Raw genomic sequence first — 17,496 nt, 5'->3', positions numbered from 1 at the left:
TCTTTCCACCCACATTCATCTCCCCTTGGGCACACTGGATTGCCCCGATCTTCTGCCTGAAAGGCTGAGCAATGGAATGGTCATTCATTTCTGCAGCGGTGCGACGACGCCTCGGACTGGTCATCGCACTTGCGGTCCTCGGAGCACTGCCCGGGTTCCTCGGGCTGGTGTCCTCCGGTGACTCGTACCAGGCGACCGCGACGATCAATGTCGCCGCCCCGACCGGCAACGGTGCCGCAGCCGCAGCCAACCAACCCGACCGGTGGGTGCTGAGCCAGTTGTCGGTGGTGCAGAGCATCGACACCCTCGACGATGCGGCGGCCACACTCGGCAGCGACTGGACCGGGGCAGGAATCGGCGCGCTGATCAACGTCGAACAGGAGCCGGAAACCGACCTGATTCATGTGACGGCGACCGCAGGCGATGCATCCACCGCAGCGCTCGTCGCCAACGCTGTCGTCGACACCTACATCACCGAATCCGCCAATCGCCTTCGCGAGGCCCGTCAACCGGCAATCGACGAGCTGCAAAAGCGACTCGACGACATCACCGCGAGGCTCAACGGGCGTGCGGCTTCCGAAGGGGTCGAAGCCATCGTGGGTATCAACCCGCAGATCGCCGACGCGATGGAGGGTTACATCGCGAATGCGTCCAATCCCAGCTACGTCATTCCCCAGGACTCCCAGATCGTCCCCCAACTCGTCCAACAGCGCGACCAACTCCTGGTCGAGGGCGACCGGATTCGCTCGGCGATCAGCGACATCCAACTCAGCGCGGTCATCGAGGCGACGAGCAGTGTCATCGAGCGAGCCACCGAACCCGATGGGACCACCGCCGGTCTCGGCCGCTACCTCACCGTTGCCGGCTTGATCTTCGGCGGCCTGGTCGGCACCGCGCTAGCACTCGTGATCGCCCAGTTCTCCTCGAAGGTGCTCGACGAGCAGGTCGCGGAGAACATCTTGCGAACCAACATCGTCGACTCGATGCCACGCAGCCGCGCCTACGCCGCATCGCCGCTGCGGGCCCTCACGACGAGTCCGCCGGAGATGGTCGAAACGATCGAGCGCATCGGCATCCGTGCCGAAGCCATGGCCAGCTCCGAGATCGATCAGGCGCTCACGATTGCCGTGCTCGGCACGCAGCCCGACTCCGGCACCACAACGCTGACCCTCGCTCTGGCGCGTCGATTCGCCCAGGTCGGCTACTCGGTCATCGTGATCGACGGCGACCTGAACACCCGCACCATCTCAACCCTTGTCGAGGCGGAGCCCAACGGTGGCATCAAGGCCGTCCTGAGGCAGACGGCGAGGAATCGCCCCATCACCGACTCGGTGTTCACCTCGACCGACCTCGACAAGGTCCGGGTTCTCGGCACCGGCAGCATCGACGCCCACTCGTCGCTGCGGCGCGACGCGCTCGGCCCGATTCTCGAAGCGGCACGCTCCCGCGCCCAGGTCGTGTTGTTCGACGGAGGGTCGCTCACCGGATCATCGGTGAGTGTGTTCGCCGCCCGAGCGGCCGATGTGGTGGTCTTGGCAGTTCCGCTGCAGAGCCAAGATCAACGCACACTCACCGAAGCCGCCGGACTGTTGCCTGACGACCGCTCCCGGGTCCTCGCCGTGGTGACCGCCCCCGGGCGCCGCCGGGTGCGCGAGGCCCCGCTGCCGACGGTGGACGATTCCGACGATTCCGACGAACTCGCGGACGTCAGCTGATGACCGAACGAAAACTTGGGTATCGCCCGGGACTCGACGGAATCCGATCGGTGGCGATCGGCCTGGTCCTGTTGAACCACACCGGTCTGTCCATCTTCGAGGGCGGCGGCAACGGCGTCATTCTGTTCTTCGTCCTCAGCGGATTCCTGATCACCAAACTGATGATCGAGGAATGGGGACGCACCGATCGCGTCTCGATCGGCGGCTTCTACGGTCGTCGGGCGGTGCGAATCCTGCCCGCCCCGACCGTCATGTTGATCACGCTGTTCTTGTTGCGCGACGTCATCACCGACACCGTCGAGACGCGGGCGTACCTGATGAAAGAGTTGTTGCTGTCGGCGACCTACACCATGAACATGCGCCCGCTGTTGGCGCCGTACCAGCCGGTGATCGACGGCGAACCGTTCCTCGGCTACCTCGGCCACATGTGGAGCCTCGCCGTCGAGGAGCAGTTCTACCTGGTCTGGCCGTTGTTGATGGTGTCGTTGTTGTTGCCGTTTGCATCTCGCCTCGGAGTTCGGGCGGGGGTCCCCCTCAAGCTGACGATCGCAGCCGCAACGATCACCGTCGTGCGCCTGTGCATCTACTTCCTGCCGTTCGTCAACTCCGACATCGCCTCGATCGCCGTGTTCAGCTTCGACGGCTTCGCACTCGGCGCGGCGCTGGCGTTCGCTCTCCACTACGGCAGCGCACCCCGTCTGGAGTCGCTGCTCGCTCAGTCCTGGGTGCCGTGGGCCGCGCTCGCGGTGCTGTTCGCCGACCTTCTCGCAGGCCGGTGGACCCACGATGTGACCTCGGTGTATGTGGCCTACACCTCGATCGCGTCGGCTGCGCTCATCGGCCACATCATGGTCGCGCCAGAATCGATGCTGTCGAAGGCCGCTGCGATGGCACTGCCGGTGTACATCGGCAAGTTGTCGTACTCGATCTACCTGTGGCACAACCCGATCTGGGTGTACGTCAGTTCGAGCCGATTCGACCTGCCGCTCGTCACGCTGACTCTCATCGAATGGTCGGCCACCGCCGTCATCGTGCTCATCTCGTACTACGGCATCGAGAAACCAGCGTTGAAGCTTCGGCACCGTTTCGTGCGGTAGCGCCCCAGGCCGACCAGTGGCCCAGGCCTCAGAGATCGAACAGCGATGGTTGACGCCACTGCTCGTGACGCAACAAGAAGGCCTTTGCATCTGTCCCGCCCGCGTACCCGGTGAGCGTCCCGTCCGACCCGACCACCCGGTGGCACGGCACGATGATCGGCACCGGGTTTCTGCCGTTCGCGGCACCGACGGCTCGGGCGGCACCTCGATCGGCGACCCGCAGCGCCTGCTCTGCGTAGCTGATCGTCTCGCCATAGGGAATCTCGGACAAGGCTGACCACACCCGACGCTGGAACTCGGTGCCCAACACATCGAGATCGACCTCGAAGTCGCGTCGCTGCTTGTCGAAGTACTCCTGCAGCTGTTCGGCCGCCCGGTGGGCGTGCCGAATCGCCTGTCGCGATGGAACTCCGTTGCCGATATCGATTGCGGACAACGACTCCTGCGCGAACAACACCGCGCGAACCCCCGCATCGCTGGCCACGATGGTGAGTTCCCCAATCGGGGAACTCACCCGGCGAACGGCGAGGGCGACGTCGGAAGCCACCGCTGCGGTCATGGGGTTGGCGTTGAACGGGTCAGCCGGCCGGAACGACCACGACCGGACACGGAGCGTGATTCACGATCTGCGTTGCGACCGAGCCGATCAGGAGACCAAGGAATCCGCCGTGGCCGCGCTTTCCGATCACGATGAGGTCGGCGTCGTCGGCGAGCTCAAGAATCGCCGGCGAGGCTCCGCCCTCGGCGATGACCGGTTGGACGGTGACCGAATCCGGAGCAACGACGTCGGCGAGGATCTCATCGAGCGCCTCAGCGGAGGCCTCGTGCATCGACTCCGCCGGAGGCATCACTCCACCGATGCCCATCGAGCCGACCGCGGCCGCGGGGTAGGTCCAGCTCATCACGGCCTTGACCGTGCCTCCGCCCTGACCAGCGGCGAAGTTGATCGCCCACTCAAGCGCCGCAAGCGAGTTCGGAGAACCGTCGACGCCGACGATCACCACCGGTTGTTCATTCGATACTGAAGTCATGCCCACATCGTCGCACGTCGGCCGCGGCGCCGCAGGTTCGCCGACAAGTCATCCCCCACCATCGCCTGCGGGAGGTGCCGCCAAGGCGGGACAGGCGCCGGTCACACCCTTCGCTCGAAGGACGCGGGCAACGGAAGCATCGACCTGCTGAGCGTCGATGAGCCCGCCGCTGATGGCTCCGGTGATCGCATCATGGGCCGGCTGAACCTCTTCCGGCTTCGACACCAGCGCTATGTCGGCACCGGCACTGATCGCCATCATCGCGGCCTGCGACTCGGGAACGTGCATGGTCACCGCGCTCATCCCCAGCGAATCGGTGATGACGAGACCGTCGAACCCTTGATCTCCACGCAACAACTCGGTGATCGCCTCGCGGGAGATCGAAGCAGGAAGGCCGCCGGTCGACTGCGAGATGGAGCCGTGGCTGACCATGATCGCCGGCGCATCGAGCGCGATGGCCTGCTCGAACGGAACCAGGTCGTTCGTTCGCAACTCTTCGAAGGTCCCCAGCGGTACTGCTGCCTTGTGCGGGTCGGCTCCCCCGGTTCCGAGACCGGGCCAGTGTTTGACGACCGGAATGACACCGGCCGCGGTCATTGCCTGCATCGCGGCCAGCCCGTAGTTCTTGACCGTGGTCGTGTCGTTGCCGAAGGTTCGCGTGCCCAACTCAGCGCCGGTACCGATGTCGAGCACCGGCGCAAAATTCATGGAGAACCCGGCCGCCTTCATCTTCGCCGCGAAGTTGCGATACAGCAGCGTCGCGTCTCCAACCGACATCGACTCCGCAACCGAGCGTGCCGCGGGCAGTTCACCGAGCGCCGCCTTCAATCGCTGTACGGTGCCGCCTTCTTCATCGCTGGAAACCAAGAGGGGAAACGTCGCAACCGACCCCACCATCGCAACCTGACCCGCGACTTCGGCCGCCTGATCACCCACCAGCCCGTAGCCGCCGACAAGGCGTTGAGACACCAGTGGAGCGGCACGTCCCGGCGTGTCCACAAGCACCATCAACATCTCGGCGGCCTTTTGTTCGACGGTCAACTCCCCGACACACGCAGGCACGTCAACCGCCGGCTGCACCTCAGCGAGGAGGGTGGTGACCGTTTCGGCATCAGAGGTGGACCCGGCCTCGACACTCACCCGAGTGGCCCCCACACATCCACTCACGACTAACACGGCCGCGACTCCGATCGCCATGAAGCGGCGGGGGCTGGATGGCTCGACGGCATGCACCACGGCGAACACGGTACCGGTCGGCGCCGCCGGTCGTCCTCTCGCCGTTCAGACCTCTCGTGTGCATAGGCTCAGGCGCCACCGAACTGGAGAAACCGACGTGACGATCCACCTGCCAGTACCACATCGACGGGGCCTCGCCGCCGTGTTGGCGGGCGCCCTCTTGTTCACCGGGTGCAGTTCCTCCAACGACGCAGCGGCTCCGACTACCGCCGAGCGGTCGGAGCACGGGTTCCGCGTCGACGGCGTGTCGACCGCGTTGACCCGCGTCACCGGCGGCGACGTCGTGGTCGCGGTCGAGGGCACGGCCGAAGTCGCGACCTTCCAACTCGACGGCGCTGCGCTCGACACGTCTGTGGTCGCCCCGGGCAGCGGAACGCTGATCGACGACGAGAACCGAACGCTGTATCTGATCAGTGGCCTCGACGAGGGGGACAACGACGTCACGGTTCGCGCGGGGGACGAATCGCAATCGATCACGATCGTGAATCATCCGATCTCCGGACCGGTGTTTTCCGGGCCGCATCTCCCGATGCCCACCTGCACGACCGACGACTTCGGCCTCGGCCCCGCCACCGGCGAGGACTGCTTCGCCGAACCCTCGCTCCGACGCGCCTATTTCACCGCTGACCGGACCCTGTCCGACCTTGGAGCCGACGAGGTGGTGCCCTCAGACGCCTACCGCGACGAGCGTGGCAACGCGGTGGAGGTCGAGGTGGAAACCGGCGTGATCAACCGCGGCGTCTACGAGATCATGACGCCGGTCTCCACCGAATGGAACGGGCGGCTGGTGTACCGGTTCGGCGGCGGCTGTGGGGTCACCTACAGCCAAGGGTTCATCATGGCCAACGATCCCGACCTCGAGCTCTTTGAGCGCGGCTATGCCGTCGCCACCTCCACCCTCAACACCTTCCAGGTCACCTGCAACGACGTCATCAGCGCCGAGACGGCGATGATGGTGAAAGAGCACTTCGTGGAATCCCACGGAGAGATCGCGGTCACCATCGGCGAAGGCGGCTCGGGCGGAGCGATCCAACAACTCCTGATCACCCAGAACTATCCAGGCATTCTCGACGCGATCGCCCCCACCATGCCGTTCCCGGATGCGGTCACGATCAGCGGCGGAGTGCTCGACTGTGCCCTGCTGAACGACTACTACCGCCGCGCTGGCGCAGAACTGACTGCCCAACAACACACCGCCATCAACGGACACATGACCGAAGGAACGTGCTCGTTCTGGGAGGAGACCTTCGCCCCTGCGGTCAACCCCACCACCTGCGGCTTCGGCGACATTGTCAACAGTGCCGCCGCTGCGATCCCCGGGCTCGGCGACGCTGAGTTTCCGAGGCCACCTGCCGAGGCGATCTGGAACGCCGACTCCAACCCCGACGGGGTGCGCTGCACGCTTCAGGACGGCAACGTCAACGAACTCGGGATCGACGATGACACGGGCTTTGCCCGACGGCCATGGGACAACGTCGGCGTGCAATACGGGTTGTCGGCGCTCAATGAGGGCGCGATCGATGTCGACGAGTTTCTCGACCTCAACTCGGGCGTCGGCAGTTTCGATATCAACGGCAACATCGTCGCGTCACGCGCTGCGATCGATGCCGAGACCGCCGCCGTGGCGTACCGCAGCGGCCGCGTGCTCGGTTCGCTTCAACCGCACATGATGGCCGTTCCCACGATCCTGGTGAACATCTACACCGACCCCACCGGCGACATCCATGACCGGTTTCGCATGTTCAGCATCGATGAGCGACTTCAACTCGACGGCCACCAGGCACCGAACGTCGCGTTGTGGACCCGATCGGTGCCGCCGGGGGCCGGACTCGTCGAGTCGTTGTCGGGGTCGATCGGCTTCGGGATTCAACTCGTCTCGACCCTCGACGAGTGGGCGACGGCGCTCAAGTCCTCCTCGAAGCAGGTTGACGCAGCGGCGCTCGCGGCGTCGCGTCCGGCCGCGGCGGTGAACTCCTGTTTCGCCGCCGACGCAACGTTGGTCGACAGCGGCGACGACATCTACGACGTCGCGGGTCCGTGCCGTGATGATTTCCAGACTTTCGGCGACAGTCGGATCGTCGCAGGAGCTCCCCTGCGGTCAGACATCGTGAAATGCAGCCTTCAGACCCTCGACAGCGCGACGACGGCTGGCGTCTGGGCCGTCGAGTTCACCGATGAGCAACGCAAGCGCCTAGGCGAGGTCTTCCCGGATGGGGTCTGCGATTGGTCTGCGCCGGGCGTCGGCCAGGAACCGAACGACGGACCCTGGCAGGACTTCAGCTGACACCCGACGTGCCGCTTCGACCGCGGCGACCCACGGCAACGCCGCCGACCACGAGCGCGACCAGTGCCACTGCGATCCCGGCGATGAGGGCGGCCGGGCTGCCGTCATCACCGGCGGCGTTCCCGAGGGGCTCGGGCGCGGCCGCCTCGGTCGTGGGCGAAACAGCTTCGGTGGTCGGACTCGGTTCGTGGTCGACGAGGAAGATCGGATTGGTGATGACCGTGCGGGAGGTCGCATCGCTCACCTCGATGCGCACCGTCGTTCCGAGACCCCCACCGTCCTCGCCCCGCTCGGCATCCCACGTGTAGGTGAACTCGGACCCGACGACCGGCACGGCCTCGACCTCGGCTCCGTTGCGGATGATGTGCAGCGTCTGGCCGTCTCCGTCGCGAACCGTGGCGCTGAAACTCACAGAGTCGGCTCGGAGCGAATCGCCCATCATCGCCTCGGCCCCGCCGGATGCCCCGGTGAATTCCACCGTGGGCGAGTCGGCGGCGCCTCGAACCTGGATGTAGGTGTGCCCCGCCTCGAGTGCCTCGGTCACCGCTCCTCGCGACAACTCCTTCGCATAGACCATCGTTGCGGTCGAACCGAGGGCGGGGCCGCGCTTGTCGTCGGATCCGCTGACCGCCGTGATCCGGTGCCCGGCGTCCAACAGGCCTTGCCAGTAGTCGATCGCCGTCTGGATGAACGGGTTCTCGACGTCACCCACGACCGGCGTGTTGGTCACGAGTTCCAACGTCGTCACCGCATCCCAGTCGATGTCGTCGCTCAGTTGAAACTCACACCCGCGACACAGGCTGCCGAACTCCGCTTCGGGGAACACCGTGGGATGCGCCACGCCGAACAACGCCCCGTCGGCGATCGAGTCGCGCTGGATGCCGCGTAGCGTGACACCGTCGAACCCCTCCCGGTATTCGATCGTGTTCGGCGTCTCTCCCAACACGATGGCGTGTCCGAAATAGGTGATGACCTCCCTGCCCGGCCAGATCAACACATCCGGGTTCGCCCGCTGTACCGCTCCGAGTTCCCGATGGTGGCGGGTCACCACGTATTCGGTGATCGGCATGATGTCGAGTTGCGCATCGCGGCCGTATTGCACCGTCCCCTCGTAGTCGGGGGCCTCTGGCAACGAGTTCCACGAGTGCATGTGGAAATCGCCGCGGTACCAGCCCGGGTCGGGGTTGGCGACATGGTCCGCGTCGACGGGGTCGGCAGGCGTTTCGCGCCCCGCCGGACCATCGCTGCACGAGATCTCGACCGTGTACGTGGCGCCCTCGGCTGCGATTTCCGCCAAGCCGAGTTCCACGTTCCACGTTCCCGGCTCGATATCGCCAGGGGTGAACGCCCGATCGGCCGTCTCGGCGGAGACCCACGCCCGCGGCATGCCCTTGTCGAGCCGACCCTGACGCGAGCCACCCCAGCCGCGAAACGCATCGGGCCCGGAGGTCCCGGAGGCATCCCACAACCCAAGATCGAGCGTCGTGCCCTCCGACGGGGCCCACGAGTAGCCGACCTCGACGCGGGTTGCGCCCTCGGGAACCTCGAACGGGAGGAGCAGATAGGTCTTCGCCTGATCGGCACTCACCGTTCCGGTCATCGTCTGCACCGAACCGTCGGCAGCGCAGGTCGGAGCCGTCGACTCCTGCGCCCCGGCCACGGAGACCGGAACGACCGTACCGCCGGCCAACCCGGCCCCAAGGGCCGCTACCGCCGCCCCGATCACCGCGAATTGTTTCAAGAATCGAGCCACTCGGGCAGCCTATGCCTGTGCGTCGGTTCGCCCCAGGATCACCCCGTTTCGCATCATCGTGACCGGACCGTCCTCACTCACGACGATGACGATCGACTCGGGATCGTCGAACGAGTACCGACGACCGGAGGTGTGGCGCATGCCGCGGTGCCCGTCGACGTCGGCAACCGCCGCCGCACTCGGGTTCAAACGAACGCCGATCTGACGCAGAATCCCCGAATTGTCGAATACCGCCGCACCGTCGATCTGGGCGAGGACGTGACGTAACGGCGTCAGATCCTCGGGAACCGCAATGTCGAGCGGGGGCGGTTCGGCCATCCGCTGTTCGAACGCCGGGCTGCTCGTGAGCGTGTTCTGCATGATCAACAGTGCGCCGATGCCGCGCGCCCCGAGGTCGTGTACCGCAAAGGCCAGCAGCGTGGCCAGGGAGTGTTGAGCGTTTCCACCCCAGGTGCGCATCGCCGAAATCCACCGCGTCACGAGCGGCTCTCGGTGCCAACTCATCCCGTCCCAACGCATGACACCGTGCTCGCTCGCATAGCGGACGGTTCCCGAGGAATGGCGTTGCACGATCGCCGCGCCGAACGCGTCGACCATCACCACCACGTCTCGTTCCGAACTTGCCGGACGGTCAAACACCGCGAGTTTCTGGGCTCCGTCGCCGCTCAACACGAGCCAACTCGAGGCGCCATCGGCGAACCGTCGGGCGTCGCTGCGCTGCAGGTCGCGCAATGAGCGCGAGGTCACCTCAAGGTTGGTGGTCTTGCGCCAACGAGACCGGTCGACCGTCGGAGCGATCACCGCTCCGTACGTCGGCACGCGCCGCTCATGGATCAGCGGATGCAGTGCGTAGTCGATCTCCTCGGCAACGAGGCGGTCGAGTGGGTTCTCGACGTCGAGGTCGACGCCGTGCTCGTCGAGTTCGTCGACCAGCCGCCTCAGCCGCGGCGATGGGGGATCGCTCCAGCTCACCATGGGCTGACGATAGCCCCTTGCCCACAATTCCCTCGCCCGCATCCCTCCATCGCTGGTGTTACCCATGACACATGGTGCAGATACCGAGGCCAACCCTCTTGACGCCACCCGTACTATCAATTGTCGATCCAAACGGATCGCGACTCCCCGCGCCGTTGCGACGCGGCGGTCATCCACGGATCTCAAAGGTTGTGCTCTCTTGGCTAAGCAGCGTCCCGAACGCGACGAAGAAGACCTTGTTCGCCTCTACCTGAGCGACATCGGCCAATATCCGCTCCTCACCAAGGACGGGGAGGTCGAACTCGCAAAGGCCATCGAAGCCGGCACCGCGGCGAAGGCGGAGATGGAGGCAGCCGACGGCTCGCTCACCGCAGCCCGCAAACGCGAACTTCGCCGCCTCATCCGCACTGGCGAGGAAGCGGAACTCGCGTTCGTTCAGTCGAACCTTCGCCTGGTCGTCTCCATCGCAAAGAAATACCAGGCATCCGGGTTGCCCCTCCTCGACCTCATTCAAGAGGGCAACCTTGGCCTGATTCACGCCGTCGAGAAGTTCGACTGGCGCAAGGGTTTCAAGTTCTCGACCTACGCCACGTGGTGGATCCGCCAGGCGATCACCCGCGGCATCGCGAACACCGGTCGCACGATTCGACTTCCAGTGCATGCAGGCGACGTGCTGAGCCGACTCCAAAAGGCCCGATTCCGGCTCGAAACCACCCTCGGTCGCCCGGCCACCCTGCTGGAACTCGCCGAGGAACTCGACATGCCGGTCGCCAAGGTCACCGAGGCCATGCGCTACGCCGCCGACACCTTGTCGTTGTCGGAGCCGCTTCGCGCTGACGGCGACGCCGAACTCGGCGACATGATCGAAGACCGCGGCGCCGAGTCGCCATTCGATGCCGCGGCCGTCGCGTTGCTGCCCGAGCAGATCAACCGCCTGCTCGGCCCACTCGACGAACGCGAACGCCAGATCCTCAAGCTCCGTTTCGGGCTCGATCGCGGCGAACCGCGCACCCTTGAGGAGGTCGGGGAGCACTTCAACCTGACCCGTGAACGCATCCGCCAGATCGAAGCGCGGGCCATGTCGAAGCTGCGCCACCCGAGCTCCGACACTGGTGCCAAGGACCTGCTCGCGGTCTGATCGACCTACGCGATACCGAACGGCCCACGTCTTGCGACGTGGGCCGTTTGGGTTTTCTGCGCTCGGGATCCTTCAGGTTCGACCTCAATCAACCGAATGAGAAGGTTCACGAGTCGCGCAGGGTGCGCGACCTCGGCCAGGACGTAGCGATGAACTCTTTCACCGACCTTCGCCAGGATGACGACGACACCGACGAAGCCGACGACTTCCTTCAGCGGCTGAGCGAACTCGATCAGTTCGTCGGAGCCCCTGACGCCACGTTCTCCCCCGCCATCGATCACTTGGGCGATTCCGTCAGCTCAGGCGATTCGGGTTCCGACGAGGCCAGCGATTTTCTCGAGCGCCTCGACGACCTCGACCGATTCGTTTCGGCGCAACGCATCGACCTGGATGCGTCCGATGAGGCCGAGGAATTCCTCGAGCGACTCGGGGACCTTGACCGATTCATGCCCGCCGACGCGACCGCCGAACACTCACAAGCGGCGTTCTGTCCTCGTTGCCGACGTCCCGCAGCCCCCGGTGACCCAGAGGTTGTGCGAGTCGTTCACATCCTCGGCACCGTCGGAGGTCGCCCGGTCGACGGCCAGCCAGCGTTCATGCACCGCTCGTGCCGCGTCGACAACGATTCCGAGTTCCGCGAGATTCACTAATCGAACGCCCCGATTGAGCCGCGTTCGACCGCCGCGTAACATCCGGCGGCGTCCGCCCTCGTAGCTCAGTTGGATAGAGCGACCGCCTCCTAAGCGGTAGGCCACAGGTTCGATTCCTGTCGAGGGCGCCGATTCCACCCTTGACCGTCCGTGAGGCATCTACGATCGACTCACCCGGAGCAAGGACCCTTGATGACCCACCACGACACGACCGCTCGGCTCCACCAGATCGGCGCCGTGGAGGATCAGGTGGGGCTTTCGCAACGCACGATTCGCCATTACGACGAGGTCGGCCTGGTCACCCCCTCTGGGCGTTCCCCCGGGGGATTCCGGCTGTACACCGACGATGACGTCGCACGGTTGAAACACATCAAGGCGATGAAGCCGCTCGGATTCACCCTCGAAGAATCGGGAGATCTGCTAAGGATCCGCGATCAGCTCGAACGCGGCGAGGCACTCAGCCCAGCCGAACTCGACTATCTCACGGCCAGCCTGTCGAGGGCCGAGGAGCGGTGCGCAAAGCTCGCCCGCCAACTCGACGAAGCCAAGGCCCTCACCGCAACCATGCGAGCCGAGATCGACTCCGCCAAGCTTCGCCCCTGACCCCGCGAGCGCGCTCGTCGCTCCCGTCGGACAGTGCTGACCTGAGCATGTCCCACCAGGTCACAGCGAGCGCCGCGACCACTCTACCCTTACGTTAGGGTAGAGTGGTCGCCGATTCTCGCTCCGTGCCTTTGGCCAGCACCTGAACGGAAGACCCGCGATGCATGCTGCGCACAACCTGTCACGAGTGAGCACCGCCTGGTGGAGGACCGCACGGTACGCACGAGCGATCGGCCCACGCGTTCGGAAGTACAGCCGGTATTCACTCGCCGAGCGGCACGCCTTGGTGACCGGCGGTTCATCCGGAATCGGGGCGGAGTTGTGCAAGGAACTTGTCTCCAGGGGCGCATCGGTCACGTCGGTGGACGTGACCCCCCCAACGTGTGACGTTGCCGGCATCACCCACCTCGACGGCGACGTTCGAACCTTCGACTTCGGTTCGCTCGCCCCGATCGACCTCATCGTGGCAAACGCTGGCGTCGTCGATTCGACTCGCCATCGGCCCCTCACCGAGGACGCCGTGCGACGCCTCATCGACATCAACCTCGTCGGCGTCGCTCGGACGCTGACCGCTCCAACCACACCAAGTGGTCGCGCCCTGATCATCTCGAGTCGCTCTGCCGTAGCGCCCGAGGCACCGGGTGCGTTGTACGGCGCCACGAAGGCCGCAGCGCTCAACTACGGGCTCTCCGCAGGATCGGTGCGCCCGACGACCGTCGCGTTGGTCGGCATCACCGCCACCAACCTGTTCGCTGCGGAGGCCGACTACCAAGGCCGCGCTGTCGACCCACCCCGATCGACATTTGGCGATCCGTCCGAGGTCGCTCGTGCGTGTCTCGACGCGGTCGAGGCCGGCGACCCGCTCGTCATCACCGACCGCGACACGCTCCGGGACGTCTCAGCGTTCGGGTTCGCGTTCCTCACGGCACGACTCCGTTGACCGGCGTCACACATCCGCAGCGATATCGGCTTCACTACGGGACGAGCACGCGGCCCTTTTTCGCTCTGGGACGACATTCGGTAGTGTTCACCGCACAACCGGCCGCGCAGCAGATCGTCGCGAGCGATCAACCGACAACGGCGTCGGCTGATCGACGAGGCAGCGGGGGCGATCAAACCGTGTCCTCGACGCAATCAGGGCCACGACAACACTGCACCGAGACCCATCGCGCCGCCAACGGAGCCGGCGAGCCGGGCAGGTGGCTGAATTGCGGTGCCCGTCGGTTCGGGCAACCGCGAACAACGAGAGGGACCCCGCCGTGACCGATCAGTACCTTGCCGACGCATTCAACCTGGTGGCGCACCGAAACCCTGGGGAAAGCGAGTTCCACCAGGCGGTCAAAGAGGTGCTCGACACCCTTGAGGTCGTGCTGAAAAAGCACCCGGAGATGGCCGAACAACGCCTGATCGAACGCGTCTGTGAGCCGGAACGCCAGATCATCTTCCGGGTTCCGTGGGTCGACGACGAGGGGTGTATCCAGATCAATCGGGGCTTTCGCGTCGAGTTCAACAGCGCCCTCGGTCCCTTCAAGGGCGGCCTGCGATTCCACCCCTCGGTCAACGTGGGCATCATCAAGTTCCTCGGTTTCGAACAGACGTTCAAGAACGCCTTGACGGGCATGCCGATCGGTGGCGGCAAAGGCGGCTCCGATTTCGACCCCAAGGGAAAATCCGACGGTGAGATCATGCGGTTTTGCCAGAGCTTCATGACCGAGCTCTACCGGCATCTCGGCGAGTACACCGACGTTCCCGCAGGCGACATCGGTGTGGGTGGACGCGAGATCGGCTATTTGTTCGGGCAGTACAAGCGCATCACCAACCGTTACGAGTCGGCCGTGCTCACCGGCAAAGGGCTGACCTGGGGTGGCGCGCTCGTGCGCACCGAGGCGACCGGCTACGGCGCAACTTTCTTCGCCGAAGAGATGCTCAAGGCCCGCGGCGAGACCCTCGACGACAAGACCACCGTGGTGTCGGGGTCGGGCAACGTCGCGATCTACGCCATCGAAAAGGTCCACCAACTCGGCGGCAAGGTCGTCGCAGCCTCCGACTCGGCCGGGTACATCTACGACGAGAACGGCATCGACCTCGACCTGCTGAAGGAGATCAAGCTCGTCGAGCGCGGCCGAATTTCCACCTATGCCGATCGCCGCGGCTCGGCGAAGTTCGTGTCCGGAGGGAGCATCTGGGATGTGCCCTGCCAGGTTGCCCTTCCAAGCGCGACCCAGAACGAGCTGACGGGCCAGGACGCCGAGACGCTCGTGCGAAACGGGGTGATCGCTGTGTCGGAGGGTGCGAACATGCCTTCAACCCCCGAGGCGATCGAGGTCTTCCAGGCGGCGAAGATCGCCTACGGCCCGGGTAAGGCGGCCAATGCCGGCGGCGTCGCGACCTCAGCGCTCGAAATGCAACAGAACGCCAGCCGCGATTCGTGGACGTTCGAATACACCGAGGAGCGGCTGCAAAAGATCATGCAGGGCATCCACACACAGTGCATCGAGGCGGCCGAGGAATACGGCGACCCAGGCAACTACGTGCTCGGTGCCAACGTCGCTGGCTTCTTGAAGGTTGCCGACGCCATGATGGCCTTCGGCGTCATCTGACCCGAGCCGCCCGGTGGGCATCACGACCTGAGGGCATCACGACCTGAGGGCGTCGCGCACCTGGGTCAGCAGGTCGTCCTCGCGTTGGTGATAGATCGTGGGGATTCCCGTCGCCGACTCGTGAGCCGACGCGATCCAGTTCATCACCTCGTGGCAGTCGTCCTGGGTGCGCACCTTGGTGAGCGAACCGATCTCACAGGCCGGATGATCCTGGTCGAGCGAAATGGCGATCGGCACCACGTAATCGCAGGTCATCATCAGGTTCATCGTGCCGTTGTAGAGCGGCTGCAGATGCAGACTCGGCGTGTCCTCGCGCACGTCGCCCCGCCGAGCACGAAATGCCGCCCGGATCTTTCGAGCGAGGCCGCTGGCGACCGAGATGTCCTGACTCCCGCTCGCGGCCATCGCAAGGATCTGCCCGCCTCCCTCGAGGCGTTGCTCGAGCAGGTGACGCATCACGAGGTTGTTGGCGCGGGCCAGGTCGGGGTCGAGTTTGGATCGGCGACGACTCGCCGTCTGAGGGACGCTGTAGAAGGTCCGACACATGAGCCGCAACACCTCAGTGGTCGCGATGTTGAACACTTCGGTGGTCGCCACCATACGACTCAACAACAAGTTCGAACGATCGGTGAACTCGTCGAGTCCCACGTGTTCACCGAGGACTCCGAAGGTCCGGTCCTCATCGCACAACGCCAGAACCAACGCTGACAGAACGAGTGCGATGTCATGGAGTTCTCCGTGATTGGTCACCACCGCAACGTTGCAGCCCTCATTGACCGTGAGGTGGTAGAGGCTGGTGAGGAGATGGTCGTAGCGGGGATCGTTGATCGGGTCAGCCAGGACCCGGTCGAAATCCCGGTACGCGAATCGGCTGTACAGCCGCATGGTGTCGAGGCCCTCGGGAACGGGGTCGACAACCACGCAGCTCGGATCGTGATAGTCCTTCGACGCGTCATAGGGCATCGGCTTCAACAGGCTGTCGTGGCCCGTGCGAAGTAATGCTGTCAGGGACTTGTGGTACGCCACCGGCTCCGCTGCCGCGAGAATTTCCAGCGCCTCAGCAAGGCGGGCGGCCGAAGCGGCACGCTCTTCGGCGGCGTGTACGAGCGATTCGGCCTCCTCGGTGCCGTCGTCCGCCTCCGAGGTTGTCATCTCATCGATTGAGCCGTCGGCGCCATCGCTCGAATGGGTCTCGGGATGGTGAGAGGACTGGGGATGATCCATGACCTGCCAGCGTAGATTCTTCGTCATCGACGGAGCTACGCAGCCCATAACATCCACCCATGGCTCAGACCCACACCCTCCAAGGAATGTCCGCACTCGTCACCGGCGGCGGAAGCGGAATTGGATTGGCCTCGGCTCGAGCGCTCGTTCGAGATGGAGCCTCGGTCACGATCATGGGCCGCAACGCCGAAAAGCTGGCGGCCGCCGCAGCGAGCCTTCGCGAGGACGTCGTCGACGGCGCGGCCGTCACCGAGCACAGCGGTGACGTCGGCAACGAGGAGGATGTCAGGGCCGCGGTCGCCGCCGCGTGCGAGCCCACGGGACGTCTCGACATGGTGGTGGCCGCGGCCGGCGACGGCACGCTCGGGCCGGTGATCGCCACGTCGTTGGACGAGTGGAACCGTGTCCTCAACGTCTGTCTCACCGGCACGTTTCTCACCTTCAAGCACGCGGGGGCCGTCATGGGCCGCAACGGCGGTGGCTCGCTGGTCGCGATCTCGTCGCTGGCGTCGTCGATCACCCACCCGTTCATGGCCCCCTACAGCGCGGCCAAGGCCGGTATCGACATGTTGGTGAAGACGATCGCGGATGAATTGGGCCAGGTCGGGGTCCGGGCCAACGCGGTCAACCCCGGCATCATCGAAACCGATCTCGTGTCGATGATCACCCCCGACAATTCGGTCGGGCAGAGTTACCTCGACGCGATGCCGATCAGCCGATTCGGCAACGTCGACGACGTCGCGCCGCTGGTTCGTTTCCTGTGTGGCCCCGAGTCATCGTTCATCACCGGCGAGACGATCACGGTCGACGGCGGAAATCACCTGCGCCAGGGCCCGAACTACTACGAGTTCGCCTCGGCGCTCTACGGCAGCGCGGCGGACGGCATCGTCGAACCCTAAGCCCGGGACGCTCAGACCACGCCACTTGCCGAGGTAGTTGAGGACGCCGAGTCGGGTTGCCTCACCCCAGTCTCGGACACCATCCTCCCCGCCTCCGCACCGTCACCGCGGCCACTTCCCCAACGAGCCGTCCGCGATGAAAGTCCTGTACCTGATCGCTACCCGTCGAAGGCCGAACCGCCAAGACCTCACCGGCCAAATCCGAGGCTGGAAAACCATTTTGAACACCCTGACCATCCACTACCCCGACCGCATCAACGGCCGGATCTAACCAACAAACCCGGAGTTTCT

The 17,496-nt window shown here is 65.1% G+C and carries 15 protein-coding genes and 1 tRNA gene; 10 read left to right on the top strand and 6 right to left on the bottom strand.

What is annotated here, in order from left to right; translation table 11 throughout:
* The first annotated feature begins 71 nt into the window (after positions 1-71).
* Both M9952_15225 and M9952_15220 read left to right on the top strand, forming a co-directional pair.
* Positions 72-1,715, top strand: coding sequence for a hypothetical protein (locus M9952_15225; protein ID MCO5314273.1), 1,644 nt, complete (start codon positions 72-74; stop codon positions 1,713-1,715).
* Positions 1,715-2,812, top strand: coding sequence for an acyltransferase (locus tag M9952_15220; GenBank protein ID MCO5314272.1), 1,098 nt, complete (start codon positions 1,715-1,717; stop codon positions 2,810-2,812). The genes M9952_15225 and M9952_15220 overlap by 1 nt, the downstream gene beginning before the upstream one ends.
* A gap of 28 nt (positions 2,813-2,840) precedes the next feature.
* Here the strand turns inward: M9952_15220 and M9952_15215 are convergent, their stop codons facing one another.
* From M9952_15215 to M9952_15205, 3 genes are read right to left on the bottom strand one after another with little or no spacing between them, the layout of a single operon-like run.
* A complete protein-coding gene (locus tag M9952_15215; GenBank protein ID MCO5314271.1) occupies positions 2,841-3,371 on the bottom strand; it encodes a methylated-DNA--[protein]-cysteine S-methyltransferase in 531 nt (176 codons plus the stop codon).
* Between the two features lie 19 nt (positions 3,372-3,390).
* Complete coding sequence (locus tag M9952_15210; GenBank protein ID MCO5314270.1) at positions 3,391-3,843, bottom strand: universal stress protein; 453 nt, start codon at positions 3,841-3,843, stop codon at positions 3,391-3,393.
* 48 nt (positions 3,844-3,891) lie between these two features.
* A complete protein-coding gene (locus tag M9952_15205) occupies positions 3,892-5,079 on the bottom strand; it encodes a hypothetical protein (GenBank protein ID MCO5314269.1) in 1,188 nt (395 codons plus the stop codon).
* 97 nt (positions 5,080-5,176) lie between these two features.
* Here M9952_15205 and M9952_15200 point away from each other — a divergent pair, with 97 nt between their 5' ends.
* On the top strand, positions 5,177-7,363 hold the full coding sequence (locus M9952_15200; protein MCO5314268.1) for a DUF6351 family protein: 2,187 nt from the start codon (positions 5,177-5,179) through the stop codon (positions 7,361-7,363).
* Here the strand turns inward: M9952_15200 and M9952_15195 are convergent.
* A complete protein-coding gene (locus tag M9952_15195; protein ID MCO5314267.1) occupies positions 7,356-9,116 on the bottom strand; it encodes a CehA/McbA family metallohydrolase in 1,761 nt (586 codons plus the stop codon). The two genes, M9952_15200 and M9952_15195, sit on opposite strands and share 8 nt — an antisense overlap.
* Before the next feature lie 9 nt (positions 9,117-9,125).
* Complete coding sequence (locus M9952_15190) at positions 9,126-10,091, bottom strand: DNA integrity scanning protein DisA nucleotide-binding domain protein (GenBank protein ID MCO5314266.1); 966 nt, start codon at positions 10,089-10,091, stop codon at positions 9,126-9,128.
* A gap of 199 nt (positions 10,092-10,290) precedes the next feature.
* Here M9952_15190 and M9952_15185 point away from each other — a divergent pair, with 199 nt between their 5' ends.
* From M9952_15185 to gdhA, 6 genes are all read left to right on the top strand, one after another.
* The gene (locus M9952_15185; protein ID MCO5314265.1) at positions 10,291-11,229 is read left to right on the top strand and encodes a sigma-70 family RNA polymerase sigma factor; all 939 of its coding nucleotides are present in this window, start codon (positions 10,291-10,293) and stop codon (positions 11,227-11,229) included.
* Positions 11,230-11,378: 149 nt separating this feature from the next.
* Positions 11,379-11,879 carry a hypothetical protein gene (locus tag M9952_15180; GenBank protein MCO5314264.1) on the top strand — a complete coding sequence of 167 codons (501 nt, stop codon included), beginning with the start codon at positions 11,379-11,381 and terminating at the stop codon, positions 11,877-11,879.
* 54 nt (positions 11,880-11,933) lie between these two features.
* Positions 11,934-12,007: transfer RNA gene (locus M9952_15175), tRNA-Arg, on the top strand.
* Positions 12,008-12,071: 64 nt separating this feature from the next.
* Positions 12,072-12,482 (top strand): MerR family transcriptional regulator, encoded by a 411-nt coding sequence (locus tag M9952_15170; GenBank protein ID MCO5314263.1) that lies wholly within the window; start codon positions 12,072-12,074, stop codon positions 12,480-12,482.
* 160 nt (positions 12,483-12,642) lie between these two features.
* Positions 12,643-13,422 (top strand): SDR family NAD(P)-dependent oxidoreductase, encoded by a 780-nt coding sequence (locus M9952_15165; GenBank protein ID MCO5314262.1) that lies wholly within the window; start codon positions 12,643-12,645, stop codon positions 13,420-13,422.
* A gap of 319 nt (positions 13,423-13,741) precedes the next feature.
* Positions 13,742-15,082: an NADP-specific glutamate dehydrogenase gene (gdhA, locus tag M9952_15160; GenBank protein ID MCO5314261.1), complete on the top strand. Its 1,341-nt coding sequence runs from the start codon at positions 13,742-13,744 to the stop codon at positions 15,080-15,082.
* A gap of 36 nt (positions 15,083-15,118) precedes the next feature.
* On the opposite strand, the gene M9952_15155 is transcribed toward gdhA, so the two are convergent.
* The gene (locus M9952_15155) at positions 15,119-16,306 is read right to left on the bottom strand and encodes a hypothetical protein (GenBank protein MCO5314260.1); all 1,188 of its coding nucleotides are present in this window, start codon (positions 16,304-16,306) and stop codon (positions 15,119-15,121) included.
* A gap of 59 nt (positions 16,307-16,365) precedes the next feature.
* Here M9952_15155 and M9952_15150 point away from each other — a divergent pair, with 59 nt between their 5' ends.
* Positions 16,366-17,205 carry an SDR family oxidoreductase gene (locus M9952_15150; GenBank protein MCO5314259.1) on the top strand — a complete coding sequence of 280 codons (840 nt, stop codon included), beginning with the start codon at positions 16,366-16,368 and terminating at the stop codon, positions 17,203-17,205.
* The last annotated feature ends 291 nt before the right edge of the window (positions 17,206-17,496 follow it).

The sequence above is a fragment of the Microthrixaceae bacterium genome (assembly GCA_023957975.1).
GTDB lineage: Bacteria > Actinomycetota > Acidimicrobiia > Acidimicrobiales > Microtrichaceae > JAMLGM01.
This window is presented reverse-complemented; position numbering and strand designations above follow the sequence as displayed.